12 protein-coding genes are annotated in these 12,206 nt (G+C 57.0%); 2 read left to right on the forward strand and 10 right to left on the reverse strand.

Annotation, left to right across the window (positions count from 1 at the left end; all coding sequences use genetic code 11):
* Nucleotides 1-101 precede the first annotated feature (101 nt).
* Nucleotides 102-425, forward strand: a complete 324-nt coding sequence (locus CWM52_RS12870) for a DUF2756 family protein (protein WP_100684473.1) — start codon at nt 102-104, stop codon at nt 423-425.
* An 18-nt stretch (nt 426-443) separates the two neighbouring features.
* On the opposite strand, the gene ugpQ is transcribed toward CWM52_RS12870, so the two are convergent.
* The 10 genes from ugpQ to livK form a co-directional block, all read right to left on the reverse strand.
* On the reverse strand, nt 444-1,184 hold the full coding sequence (ugpQ, locus tag CWM52_RS12875; RefSeq protein ID WP_100684474.1) for a glycerophosphodiester phosphodiesterase: 741 nt from the start codon (nt 1,182-1,184) through the stop codon (nt 444-446).
* Nucleotides 1,181-2,251 carry a sn-glycerol-3-phosphate import ATP-binding protein UgpC gene (locus CWM52_RS12880; RefSeq protein ID WP_100684475.1) on the reverse strand — a complete coding sequence of 357 codons (1,071 nt, stop codon included), beginning with the start codon at nt 2,249-2,251 and terminating at the stop codon, nt 1,181-1,183. The genes ugpQ and CWM52_RS12880 overlap by 4 nt, the downstream gene beginning before the upstream one ends.
* A 269-nt stretch (nt 2,252-2,520) precedes the next feature.
* A complete protein-coding gene (ugpE, locus tag CWM52_RS12885) occupies nt 2,521-3,366 on the reverse strand; it encodes a sn-glycerol-3-phosphate ABC transporter permease UgpE (RefSeq protein WP_100684476.1) in 846 nt (281 codons plus the stop codon).
* Complete coding sequence (ugpA, locus tag CWM52_RS12890; protein WP_100684477.1) at nt 3,363-4,250, reverse strand: sn-glycerol-3-phosphate ABC transporter permease UgpA; 888 nt, start codon at nt 4,248-4,250, stop codon at nt 3,363-3,365. The genes ugpE and ugpA overlap by 4 nt, the downstream gene beginning before the upstream one ends.
* A gap of 106 nt (nt 4,251-4,356) precedes the next feature.
* Entirely contained in the window at nt 4,357-5,673 is a 1,317-nt protein-coding gene (gene ugpB, locus CWM52_RS12895) for a sn-glycerol-3-phosphate ABC transporter substrate-binding protein UgpB (protein WP_100684478.1), read from the reverse strand.
* Between the two features lie 270 nt (nt 5,674-5,943).
* Nucleotides 5,944-6,657 (reverse strand): high-affinity branched-chain amino acid ABC transporter ATP-binding protein LivF, encoded by a 714-nt coding sequence (gene livF / locus CWM52_RS12900; RefSeq protein ID WP_004868545.1) that lies wholly within the window; start codon nt 6,655-6,657, stop codon nt 5,944-5,946.
* 2 nt (nt 6,658-6,659) lie between these two features.
* On the reverse strand, nt 6,660-7,427 hold the full coding sequence (livG, locus tag CWM52_RS12905) for a high-affinity branched-chain amino acid ABC transporter ATP-binding protein LivG (protein ID WP_032690417.1): 768 nt from the start codon (nt 7,425-7,427) through the stop codon (nt 6,660-6,662).
* Nucleotides 7,424-8,701 (reverse strand): branched chain amino acid ABC transporter permease LivM, encoded by a 1,278-nt coding sequence (gene livM, locus CWM52_RS12910; protein WP_100684479.1) that lies wholly within the window; start codon nt 8,699-8,701, stop codon nt 7,424-7,426. Before livM ends, livG begins: the two co-directional genes overlap by 4 nt.
* Nucleotides 8,698-9,624: a high-affinity branched-chain amino acid ABC transporter permease LivH gene (livH, locus tag CWM52_RS12915; RefSeq protein ID WP_004868550.1), complete on the reverse strand. Its 927-nt coding sequence runs from the start codon at nt 9,622-9,624 to the stop codon at nt 8,698-8,700. Before livH ends, livM begins: the two co-directional genes overlap by 4 nt.
* Before the next feature lie 53 nt (nt 9,625-9,677).
* On the reverse strand, nt 9,678-10,787 hold the full coding sequence (gene livK, locus CWM52_RS12920; RefSeq protein WP_100684480.1) for a high-affinity branched-chain amino acid ABC transporter substrate-binding protein LivK: 1,110 nt from the start codon (nt 10,785-10,787) through the stop codon (nt 9,678-9,680).
* A gap of 421 nt (nt 10,788-11,208) precedes the next feature.
* Between livK and panM the strand changes: the two genes are divergently transcribed.
* The gene (gene panM / locus CWM52_RS12930; RefSeq protein WP_100684481.1) at nt 11,209-11,598 is read left to right on the forward strand and encodes an aspartate 1-decarboxylase autocleavage activator PanM; all 390 of its coding nucleotides are present in this window, start codon (nt 11,209-11,211) and stop codon (nt 11,596-11,598) included.
* The last annotated feature ends 608 nt before the right edge of the window (nt 11,599-12,206 follow it).

The following is a 12,206-nucleotide window of genomic DNA, read 5'->3' on the forward strand; positions in this document are numbered from 1 at the left end:
TATTTTTTCCCCGCTTAAGCCTGGCTGATAAGTCCTAAAAAATCATTGTTATGCTGAAAAGGAGGTACACTTAAGTGATCCCACGCAGGGAGGAGAGAACCATGAAAGCACTGTTATTTCTGGCGGCGCTGATGCCGCTGAGCGTTCTGGCGCAGCCGCTCAATACGGACAACAACCCCAACCAGCCGGGGTACGTCATCCCCAGCCAGCAGCGGATGCAAAATCAGATGCAGGTCCAACAGCAGCAACAGCAAAGCATGCTGAAGCAGGATATGCAGAACCAGGCGCGCGCCCAGCAGCAGCAACTCCAGACGCAGCTCAACAACAACCAGCAGCGGGTCATCCAGAGCGGTAATTTGAATTCGTCACAGCAGATGCTGCCGAATACCAACGGAGGGATGTTGCAGCGGCAGACGACGCCATAGCGGCCGTCTGCCAGCGGATCAGGCCTGGAAGTCAGGACCGATGACATCAATGGCATCGGTACAAATGCAGTCCACGCCCCAGCGCAACAGCTCAGCCGCCCGCTGGGGTTTATTGACGGTATAGACGAGAATGTGCAGACCCGCGGCTTTCAGGCTTGCCACTCGCGGCTCATCCAGCAGTTGATGGTTAAGGTGGATCGAAACGCACCCCAGCCGCGTGGTCAACTCGCGCCAGTCCTCGCGCCACTCATCCAGCAGCAGCCCGCGCGGCAGCTCGGGGACCGCCTGCTGCGCTGCCTCCAGCGCGTCAATTTCAAACGATGAGAGCAGCGGCGGCGTCATGCCCTGCCACAGCTCACGAGCCGCCAGCGCCACCGCTTTCCCGGTGAGCGGCCCGGTGCCGGTCGTCGGTTTAATCTCGATATTCGCCATCATGCCGTGCTGACGACAACGATCGGCAACCTCGGCCAGCAGCGGCAGCGGTTCGCCTTTGAATTCATGGCTATACCAGCTACCGGCATCGGCTTTCAGCAGTTCGCTCCAGGCCAGCTCGCCGGCGACGCCCCAGCCGTTGCTGGTGCGCTCAAGGTTGTCATCGTGCAGCAAAAAAATCTGTCCGTCTTTCGACAGCTTGGCGTCAAACTCGATCATCGTATGCCCGAAACGGGCGCCGACATCGATGGCCGCCAGCGTATTTTCCGGCGCCAGTTTCCCGCCGCCACGATGGGCGACGATGTGAGGATAAGGCCAGTGGCTCATGCGCGTTGTCCTGTTTCACCATCAAAGAGGTGCAGATGATCCTCGGGCAGATGCAGCCACAGCGTGCTGCCTGCCGGCGGACGCTGCTGATGCGGCAGCCTGACCACCAGTTTCTGCTCGCCCCAGCGACCGTGGGCAAGGTTATCGGCACCTAAAATTTCCAGCGTATCCATCACCAGCGGTACGCCACCTTCCGCCTGGGAGCTTAATGCAAAATGCTCCGGGCGGATACCTAACGTCATCTTACGCCCGGCATGGCGGCGATGCTCGCCATTCATCGGTAAACGCAGACCGCCTTCCAGTTCAAAACGACGACCATCTTCACTGATGCGCCCGTCCAGCAGGTTCATCGCCGGACTGCCAATAAAGCTCGCCACAAAGCGACTGGCCGGTTTCTCATACACCTCGACCGGGGTGCCAATTTGTTCGGCAATACCTTTGTTCATCACCATCACCCGCTGGGCAAGCGTCATCGCCTCCACCTGGTCATGCGTGACGTACAACGAGGTGGTTTTCAGACGACGATGCAGCTGCTGGAGTTCAAGACGCATCTGGACGCGCAGCTTGGCATCGAGGTTCGACAGCGGTTCATCAAACAGAAAGACCGCCGGGTCGCGCACGATGGCGCGTCCCATCGCCACACGCTGGCGCTGACCGCCGGAGAGCTCGCGCGGACGGCGCTTGAGCAGGCCATCCAGCTCCAGAATACGCGCCGCTTCCTGCACCCGTTCGTCGATCAGGCCTTTGCCCATACCGCGTATTTTTAGCCCCCAGGCCATGTTCTCTTCCACGCTCATGTGCGGGTAAAGCGCGTAGTTCTGAAACACCATCGCGATCCCGCGATCCTTCGGTTCCATCTCGGTCACGCGCTGGCGGTTAATCCAGATATCGCCGCTGGTCACCCGTTCAAGCCCGGCCACCATGCGCAGCAGCGTTGATTTGCCGCAGCCGGACGGCCCGACCATGACGATGAACTCGCCGTCGGCAACATCCAGCGTCAGCGGTTGAATCACCTGGGTTTTGCCATCCCAGCTTTTGGTTACAGCTTGTAGTTTTAAACCTGCCATAAAAGGTTGAATCCCTTAATTGTTCATGAACGTCGCTGGCGGCTATTTTTGCTCGGGGCAAGGCGCAAACGTCGCAGTTTGGTGGGCCCAAATAAGACGCGAGTAACGCGGTACCGGGCAAAAATGGCCCCAGCCCTTCGGGACGCGTGCCGAAACCGCGTACTCTGCGTTGTCGGATTTGGACATAGGCCCACTATGTCCATCATCCTCCGCCTTGATTACGCGGTTTCGGCTCAGCGTCGACGCCACGAATAATCAAGGGATACAACCTACTTCTCACTGTCCACTAAACCACGCACAAACGCACGCTGCATGGCTAAAACGATAACAACCGGGGGAATCAACGTCAGCAGCATCGCGGCCATCACCTGGTTCCACTGCGTGGTGCCTTCTCCGATGGCGATCATGCCTTTGATACCCGCCACTGCGGTACCAAGATTCACATCCTGAATAATCAGCAGCGGCCACAGATACTGGTTCCAGCCGTAGATAAAGGTGATAACAAACAGGGCCGCAAGATTGGTTTTCGACAGCGGCAGCACGATATCGCGGAAAAAGCGCATCGGTGAGGCGCCGTCAATACGCGCCGCTTCAATCAGCTCGTCCGGCAGCGTCATAAAGAACTGGCGGAACAGGAAGGTGGCGGTCGCCGAGGCCATCAGCGGCAGCGTCAGCCCGGCATAGCTGTCGAGCATCTTCAGGTTCGCGATGACTTCCACGGTGGGAAAGATACGTACCTCAACCGGCAGCATCAGGGTAATAAAAATCATCCAGAAGAACAGGTTACGCAGTGGGAAACGGAACCAGACGATGGCGAACGCGGAGAGCATCGAGACCACGATTTTCCCGACCGTGATACCGAAGGCCATGATGAAGCTGTTCAGCATCATCAGCCAGAATGGCGCGCTGTTCGCACCAACGCCCTGAGTCCAGATAGTCGCCATATTTTCCAGCAGATGGCCGCCGGGAATCAGCGTCATCGGCGTCTCAAAAACGGCTTTGTTATCCAGCGTCGCGGCAACAAACGCGACATACAGCGGGAACAGGATGACGGCGATCCCCACAATCAGCATGATGTGGCTGAAAATCGTCAGCCCGCGACGGTTCTCAATCATTGGTAGCGCACCTTACTTTCGACGTAGCGGAACTGAACGACCGTCAGCACAATCACCAGCAACATCAGAACTACCGACTGGGCGGCGGACGCCGACAGATCGAGCCCGGCGAAACCTTCGCGATAGATCTTATAAATCAAGGTCGTGGTCGCCTGTACCGGGCCGCCGCCGGTGGCGGCATCGATCACCGGGAAGGTATCGAAGAAGGCGTAGACCAGGTTGACCACCAGCAGGAAGAAGCTGACCGGCGCAATCAACGGCAGCGCCAGTTTAAAGAAGCGGCGAATCGGTCCGGCGCCGTCAATGGCGGCCGCTTCGACCAGCGAGCGCGGGATCGATTGTAATGCGGCGAAGAAAAACAAAAAGTTATAGCTTATCTGCTTCCACACCGAGGCAAAGACCACCAGGAACATCGCCTGGCCGCTGTTTTGCGCATGGTTCCAGTCGTAGCCCATCTCGCCGAGGAAATGGGTTATCAGTCCACGGCCGGGGTTAAAGAGGAAAATCCATAATACCGCCGCCACCGCTGGCGCCACGGCATAGGGCAGCAGCATCAGGGTTTGATAAAAGCGGCTGCCGCGCACGACATAATCCACCAGCGCAGCAAAGAACAGAGAAATAATCAGCCCGCTGAAGGTCACCATGCTACTGAACTTGATAGTGGTCCAGAATGAGTCCAGATAGTACGGGTCGTGGAACAGGGTCACGAAGTTGTCCAGGCCAACGAACTGGCTGGAAAGGCCAAAAGGATCAACGCTTTGTAGCGAATACCACAGCGCTTCGCCCGCGGGCCAGATAAAGAAAATAATCGTGATAATCAGCTGCGGCGCGACCAGCACATAAGGCAGCCAGCACGAGCGGAATACCGGACGGGATGATGACATTGAGATTGGGTTCCTGAACAATGCCGGGTGGCGGCTACGCCTTACCCGGCCTACATAGGGCACATCGTAGGCCCGGTAAGCGCAGCGCCACCGGGCAAGTTACAGATTACGATTTGGTCGCTTGCTCGAAGCGGCGCAGCAGCTGGTTACCACGTTCAACCGCTGAATCCAGCGCCTGTTTTGGCGTCTTCTTCCCGGTCCACACGCTTTCCAGTTCCTCATCCACAATGGTGCGGATCTGCGGCATATTGCCCAGACGCAGGCCTTTGGTGAACGGCAACGGCGGCTTGTTCAACATCTGACGAGTGGCAATATCCGCGCCCGGGTTCTTATCGTAGAAGCCCTGCTGACGGGTCAGGTCATAAGCGGCGGTGGTAATCGGCAGATAGCCGGTTTTCTGATGCCATTCCGCGGCGATTTCCGGTTTAGCGAGGAATTCGAGGAATTTCGCCACGCCGGTGTAAGTCTCTTTATCTTTACCCTGCATCACCCACAGGCTGGCCCCGCCGATAATGGCGTTCTGCGGCGCGCCCTTCACGTCGGCGTCGTATGGCATCATCCCCACGCCATAATTGAACTTCGCGTACTGGCGAATATCGGCCAGCGAGCCGGAAGAGGCGGTGGTTATCGCGCAGTCACCGTTATAGAACTTCTCGGTAGACTCATCTTTACGCCCGAAGTAGCTGAAGTCGCCCTTCTTGTTCATCGCTTCCAGCATGGCGATATGTTTGATCTGCTCCGGCTTGTTGAACTCCAGAACCGCATCGGTACCGTCAAAGCCGTTGTTTTTGGTTGCCACCGGCAGACCATGCCAGGCGCTGAAGTTTTCAATCTGAATCCAGCCCTGCCAGCCGCTGGCGTAACCGCATTTCATTCCGGCGGCTTTCAGCTTATCGGTATAGGCAGCCAGCTCCTGCCAGGTTTTCGGCGGCTGATCCGGGTTTAAGCCGGCTTTTTTGAAGGCATCTTTGTTGTAGTACAGCACCGGCGTGGAGCTGTTAAACGGCTGGGAGAGCAGATGGCCGCTTTTGGAATCGGTGTAGTAGCCGGAAACGGTCGGGACGAACTGCGACTCATCAAACTTGATACCCGCATCGCTGAACACCTGATACACCGGTTTAATGGCTTTGGAAGCCATCATTGTCGCGGTACCCACTTCATAAACCTGCAGGATAGCCGGCGCGTTACCGGTACGGAACGCCGCAATGCCGGCGCTCAGGCTCTGTTCATAGTTACCTTTGTACACCGGCGTAATTTTATAATCCGGATTGGCCGCGTTGAAACGTTGCGCCAGAGAATCAACTTCTTTACCCAACTCCCCTTCCATTGAATGCCAGAACGGAATATTGGTCACTGCCAGCGCCTGACCGGCACATGCCAGGCTGAGCGCCAGTCCTAAAGCTGTATGTCGTAACGATATCATCGGTTATCTCTCTTGTTGTTCCAGATGCGCGATTTCACGCGTTTTATGTTCGCGGGGGTAACATGACATGCTCGAATTACAGAAAAATAACTCTTTTATTACAAAAAAAAGATAGTAACGCGTCAGAGAGATGGCAAGACGATGAAGGATTGGAGACAGGAAAGTGGGCGCTGAGGCACATATAGGGGATAATTCCCGGGCAGCGGCGTCAGCACTCCGTTCTGGCTAAGGAATATCCCGGCCGGGCGGCCGGGAATAAGAGCGAGGAGATTAGCCTCCCAGATAGGCGCTACGCACCGCCTCGTTCGCCAACAGCGCATCGCCGGTGTCTTCCAGCACCACGTGACCGTTTTCCAGCACATAGCCGCGGTCAGCCAGCTTCAGCGCCTGGTTAGCGTTCTGCTCGACAAGGAAGATAGTCATCCCCTGCTCGCGCAGCTGTTCGATGGTGTTGAAAATCTGCTGAATGATGATCGGCGCCAGTCCCAGAGAAGGCTCATCAAGCAGCAGCAGGCGCGGCTGGCTCATCAGCGCCCGACCAATCGCCAGCATCTGCTGCTCACCGCCGGACATGGTGCCCGCGCGCTGAATACGGCGTTCAAGCAGGCGCGGAAACAGTTCGTAGACCCACTTAATACGGGTCTGGAACTGGTCTCGATCGGCAAAAAAACCGCCCATCGCCAGATTCTCTTCCACCGTCATGCGCGAAAAGACCCGCCGCCCTTCCGGAACAATCGCCACCGCTTCGCGCATGATTTTTGCGGTCTGCCAGTCGGTGATATCTTTACCATCAAAGACCACTTTCCCGCTGGACGCTCGCGGATCGCCGCACAGGGTGCCCAGCAGCGTGGTTTTCCCCGCGCCGTTGGCGCCAATCAGGGTCACAATTTCCCCCTGATTAATATGCAGACTGACGTTATGCAGCGCCTGAATCTTGCCGTAGTGGGCGCTTACGTTGTCAAAAGATAACATCACTTTTTCCATACTTATGCCTCACCAAGGTATGCGCGGATCACGTCCGGGTTATTGCGGATCTCTTCCGGCGTACCGTTAGCCAACGGCGTGCCCTGGTTTACCACATAAATACGATCGGAAATGCCCATCACCAGCTTCATATCATGCTCAATCAGCAGGATGGTGGTGTTGTGATGACTGCGCAGCTCGGCGATCAGCTCGTCCAGCTCTTTGGTCTCTTTCGGGTTCAGACCCGCTGCGGGTTCATCGAGCATCAGGATTTCCGGCTGGGTGACCATGCAGCGGGCAATCTCCAGACGCCGCTGGTCGCCATAGGCCAGGTTGCTCGCCTGACGGTTCGCATGCTCCAGCAGGCCGATGCGCTCAAGCCAGGTCGCGGCGCGATCCAGCGCTTCGCTCTGCGCGCGGCGGAATGACGGAGTTTTCAACAACCCGGAGAAGACCCCGGTTTTCAGCTGCTGATGTTGCGCCACCAGCAGGTTTTCAATCACCGTCATTTCGCGGAACAGACGCACGTGCTGGAAGGTACGAACAACGCCCATCCGGGCGATCTGCTGACCCGGCAGCCCTTCCAGGTGCTGATCGCGCAGCATGATGGTCCCGCCGGTCGGCTTGTAAAAACCGGTCAGGCAGTTGAAGACCGTGGTTTTCCCGGCGCCGTTAGGGCCTATCAGCGACACGATCTCCTGCGGACGCAGCTCCAGCGACACGTTGTTGACCGCCAGCAGGCCGCCAAAGCGCATCATCAGGCCGCTGACGGATAATAATGGCTGACTCATGCCTGCTCTCCTTTCGCCTGACCTTTTTTCAGCTTCAGCTGCGGACGCGTCATCGGCAGCAGACCCTGCGGACGCCAGATCATCATCAGTACCATCAACCCGCCGAGCATCAGCATGCTGTATTCGTTGAAATCACGCATTAACTCGCGCGATACCACCAGCAGCACCGCGGCGAGAATGACCGCAAACTGCGATCCCATCCCGCCCAGCACCACAATCGCCAGCACGAAAGCCGACTCGGCAAAGGTGAAGGATTCCGGGCTGACAAAGCCCTGGCGCGCGGCGAACAGCGTACCGGCAAAACCGGCAAACGCGGCGCTGATGGTAAAGGCGGTCAGCTTGATGCGCGTCGGGCTCAGGCCCAGAGAACGGCAGGCGATTTCGTCTTCACGCAACGCCTCCCATGCCCTGCCCAGCGGCATACGCAGCAGGCGGTTGATCACAAACAGCGACAACACAACCAGCAGCAGCGCCACCAGATAGAGGAAAATAACCCGATCGCCCGGGTCGTACTTCAGGCCGAAGAAGTTACTGAAAGTATCCCAGCCGCCTTCGCGGGCGCTGCGGCTAAACTCAAGGCCAAACAGCGTCGGTTTAGGGATCTGGCTGATGCCGTTGGGGCCGCCGGTGATGTCGGTGTTATTAAGCAGCAAGATACGCACGATTTCGCCGAAGCCAAGCGTGACGATCGCCAGATAGTCGCCGCGCAGACGCAGCACCGGGAACCCCAGCAGGAAGCCCGCGGCTGCAGACACCAGCCCGGCCAGCGGCAGACAGGTCCAGAAGCCAAGACCGTAATAGTGGTTCAGCAGCGCAAAGGTGTAGGCGCCGATGGCGTAGAAGCCGCCATAGCCCAGCACCAGCAGGCCGGACAGCCCCACCACCACGTTAAGCCCAAGGCCGAGAATGATATAGATCATGGTCAGCGTGGCGATATCCACCGTCCCGCGCGACACCATGAACGGCCACGCCACGGCGATGACCAGCAGCACCATCAGGAACAGCTTCTGCTTAACCGTCGAACCGTCGATGGCCGGCATAATAAACTTCGGCCCGGAGACGTTTTTCAGGGTTTTCTGGAACAACGGACGCATCAGCTGGAAGAAGAAGACCACCGCGGTGCCGATGAAGATCCACTGCCAGCGGATATCGGCTGCGGTATCGACAACCAGTTTGGTGCCGTCCAGCTCCAGCTGCACGCCCATAAACACACCAGCGAGGACAAAGAACATCGCCGCTGACAGCAGCGACATAGCAATATGCATCGGTTTCATACTTTCTCGACCTCCGGGCGGCCCAGAATGCCGGTAGGCATCACCAACAGCACCAGAATCAACAGGGCAAAGGAGACGACGTCTTTATATTCCGTGCTGAGGTAGGCAGACGAGAGCGCTTCGGCAATGCCCAGAATCAGGCCACCGATCATCGCGCCAGGAATGCTGCCGATACCGCCCAGTACCGCTGCGGTAAAGGCTTTCATCCCGGCCATAAAGCCGATATACGGGTTGATGACGCCGTAAAACTGGCCCAGCAGCACGCCCGCTACCGCCGCCATCGCCGCTCCGATAACAAACGTCAACGCAATCACCCGGTCGGTATTGATACCGAGCAGGCTCGCCATTTTGAGATCTTCTGCGCAAGCGCGGCAGGCGCGGCCCATGCGTGAATAGCGGATAAACAGCGTCAGTGCCAGCATCGCAACAAAAGTCACGACCCAAATCACCAGTTGCATTGTGGTCACGGTGGCGGCGAAGTTTTCGCTGCTGCCAATAATCCACTGGCCATTAAACAGACTCGGCAGCGCGATATCGCGCGAACCTTCCGTCAGGCTGACATAGTTTTGCAGGAAGATGGACATCCCGATGGCGGAGATCAGCGCAATCAGGCGCTTGGAACTGCGCACCGGTCGATAGGCCACGCGCTCAATGCTCCAGCCGTAGGCGCTGGCGATAATAATCGCCCCGATAAACCCGGCGGCCACCAGCAGCCAGCTGGTATCAATCCCCATCATCATGAGGGCGGCGATGATCATGAAGGAGACGTAGCTGCCAATCATGTATACCTCGCCGTGGGCGAAGTTAATCATGCCGATAATGCCGTACACCATCGTATAGCCGATGGCGATCAGCGCATAGGTACTGCCCAGCGTGACGCCGTTAAACATCTGCTGCAGAAAGTAGAGAAACTGCTCGGACATAAGGTAACCTTTTTCATGCCGCCCGCTTCACACGGGCGGTGGGATAACGCATCTTATTTTGCGACAGAGGATGATCCATCCGCATGCCACTGGAAGACACCAAACTCAAATCCCTTCAAATCGCCTTTTTCGTCCCAATTCAGCGGCCCAATCACGGTTTTCGCCCCGTGAGCTTTCAGATCTTTGATTAAGTCCAGCGGCTCCTGGCTGCTGCTTCTGTCCATCGCCTGCGCCAATGACTGCACGGCAGCGTAGGTGATCCAGACATATGGACCGCTCGGATCTTTTTTCTCTGCTTTCAGCGCGTCAACAATAGCGCTGTTGGCCGGATCCTGGTCATAACGTTTCGGCATTGTTACCAGCATGCCTTCCGCCGCTGCGCCGGCAATATTCGACAGCGATGCGTTGCCGACGCCTTCAGGACCCATGAAGACAGTTTTCAGCCCTACGGAGCGTGCCTGACGCAGCATCTGCCCCATTTCAGGGTAGTAGCCGCCGTAATAAACGAAGTCGATATTTTCTTTTTTCAGACGTGCCAGCAGCGCGGAGAAATCTTTCTCCCCGGCGGTGATGCCATCAAAGAAGACGATATTCGCCTTGCCTTTCTTCAGGCTCTCCTGGACGGAGCGTGCCAGACCTTCGCCATACTGCTGTTTGTCATGAAGGATGGCGATACGCTGCGGTTTCACTTTTTCGAGGATGTATTTGGCGGCGGTCGGCCCCTGTGCGGAGTCCAGGCCAGCGGTACGCATGATGTACTGATAGCCACGTTGGGTCAGTTCCGGGTTCGTCGCACCCGGAGAGATCATCAGAATGCCTTCGTCTTCATAGATATCGGAGGCAGGCTGGGTAGAAGAGGAACACAGATGGCCGATGACGTACTTGATGCCTTCATTCACAATTTTGTTGGCGACCGCCACGGCCTGTTTCGGGTCGCAGGCATCGTCGAATTCAACGCCAACCAGCTTATCGCCTTTAATGCCGCCCTGCGCGTTAATATCTTTAATGGCCTGCCGCGCGCCGTTGAACTCCATGTCGCCCCACTGAGCTACCGGGCCGGACATCGCGCCAACGACGGCAACTTTAATATCCTTAGCCATGACCGCGTGCGACATCGTCAGTGCAACGAATCCCGCAATAATGGTTTTTGCGTTCCTTTTCATGCTTCAGAACCCCGTTCGTGATGTGGTGTAAATATTTTGTATTTTTATGGTTAAAAAGCATTCTGTGCTTTTATTAAACAACGCTACTTTTACCATTATCTTTAATGGTTTAGCGATGTTTTTTGCCTGAATTTAGATTAAAATCTCTATTTTTCAGGCGATTAAGCAAATATAATATTCTGTATTCAAGCGAAGATAAACAAAAAAAGTCCCCTTCACAGCATAAAATAACGATACATAAGGCGGAATAAAACGCTACACATTAGGCTAAAATCCTGCTTATTTTTCGATCCGTGACGGATTGCTCTACTCTGAACTCGCCAGAAGAACGAATCCCCTAATGAACGGATAAAAAACAGCGTCCCTGCAGACAGCAAATTTGGGTACACTGCCCTATTCGTTCTGACTGGACTTGTCGCGCATGAAACTGACCATTATTCGATTACCACTTTTCAGCGATCAGGATCGCATCGACTTAGGGAAAATCTGGCCGTCGCAGGATCCCGACGCGATCCCTCTGGACGATCATAACCGACTTTACGCCGCCCGTTTTAACGAACGTCTGCTGGGCGCCGTGCGCGTCACGCTGCACGGCAATGAAGGCGAGATCAGCGCGTTGTGCGTACGCGAAGTCACCCGTCGGCGCGGCGTCGGGCAATATTTAGTCGAAGAAGTGTTGCGCAATAATCCGGAAATCAGCCGCTGGCAGGTCAGCGATGCGGGGGTGGAAGATAACGCGGTGATGTCCGCCTTTATGCAGGCGCTGGGTTTTAGCGCCCGACAGAATGGCTGGGAAAGGTCGCTCCGCTAAACGCCTTACCCGGGCTACCTCCGACCGTAGCCCCGGTAAGCGCAGCGCCACCGGGGAACTACCAGGCTACGGCGTCAACGCCTTACCCGGACAACCTCCGACCGTAGCCCCGGTAAGCGCAGCGCCACCGGGGAAATACCGGGTCGCGGCGTCAACGCCTCACCCGAACTACCTCTGACCGTAGCCCCGGTAAGCGCAGCGCCACCGGGGAAACCCCGGGTTACGGCGTCAACGCCTTACCCGGACAACCTCTGACCGTAGCCCCGCTAAGCATCGCGCCACCGGGGAAATCCCGGGTTACGGCGTCAACGCCTTACCCGGGCTACCTCTGACCGTAGCCCCGGTACGCATCAAGCCACCGGGGAAATCCCGGATTACGGCGTCAACGCCTCACCCGGACTACCTCTGACCGTAGCCCCGGTAAGCGCAGCGCCACCGGGGAAACCCCGGGTCGCGGTGTCAACGCCTCACCCGAACTACCTCTGACCGTAGCCCCGGTACGCATCAAGCCACCGGGGAAATACCGGGTCGCGGCATCAACGCCTTACCCGGGCTACCTCTGACCGTAGCCCCGGTACGCATCAAGCCACCGGGGAAATCCCGGATTA

It is taken from the genome of Raoultella sp. T31, from assembly GCF_002806725.1.
GTDB classification, from domain to species: Bacteria; Pseudomonadota; Gammaproteobacteria; order Enterobacterales; family Enterobacteriaceae; genus Klebsiella; species Klebsiella electrica.

What these genes read in the sequence shown, in the direction of transcription:
- CWM52_RS12870 (WP_100684473.1), top strand. Translation starts at nt 102, where the DNA reads ATGAAAGCACTGTTATTTCTGGCGGCGCTGATGCCGCTGAGCGTTCTG.
- livM (WP_100684479.1), bottom strand. Translation starts at nt 8,701, where the DNA reads ATGAAACCGATGCATATTGCTATGTCGCTGCTGTCAGCGGCGATGTTC.
- livK (WP_100684480.1), bottom strand. Translation starts at nt 10,787, where the DNA reads ATGAAAAGGAACGCAAAAACCATTATTGCGGGATTCGTTGCACTGACG.
- livF (WP_004868545.1), bottom strand. Translation starts at nt 6,657, where the DNA reads ATGGAAAAAGTGATGTTATCTTTTGACAACGTAAGCGCCCACTACGGC.
- livH (WP_004868550.1), bottom strand. Translation starts at nt 9,624, where the DNA reads ATGTCCGAGCAGTTTCTCTACTTTCTGCAGCAGATGTTTAACGGCGTC.
- panM (WP_100684481.1), top strand. Translation starts at nt 11,209, where the DNA reads ATGAAACTGACCATTATTCGATTACCACTTTTCAGCGATCAGGATCGC.
- ugpB (WP_100684478.1), bottom strand. Translation starts at nt 5,673, where the DNA reads ATGATATCGTTACGACATACAGCTTTAGGACTGGCGCTCAGCCTGGCA.
- ugpQ (WP_100684474.1), bottom strand. Translation starts at nt 1,184, where the DNA reads ATGAGCCACTGGCCTTATCCTCACATCGTCGCCCATCGTGGCGGCGGG.
- ugpA (WP_100684477.1), bottom strand. Translation starts at nt 4,250, where the DNA reads ATGTCATCATCCCGTCCGGTATTCCGCTCGTGCTGGCTGCCTTATGTG.
- CWM52_RS12880 (WP_100684475.1), bottom strand. Translation starts at nt 2,251, where the DNA reads ATGGCAGGTTTAAAACTACAAGCTGTAACCAAAAGCTGGGATGGCAAA.
- ugpE (WP_100684476.1), bottom strand. Translation starts at nt 3,366, where the DNA reads ATGATTGAGAACCGTCGCGGGCTGACGATTTTCAGCCACATCATGCTG.
- livG (WP_032690417.1), bottom strand. Translation starts at nt 7,427, where the DNA reads ATGAGTCAGCCATTATTATCCGTCAGCGGCCTGATGATGCGCTTTGGC.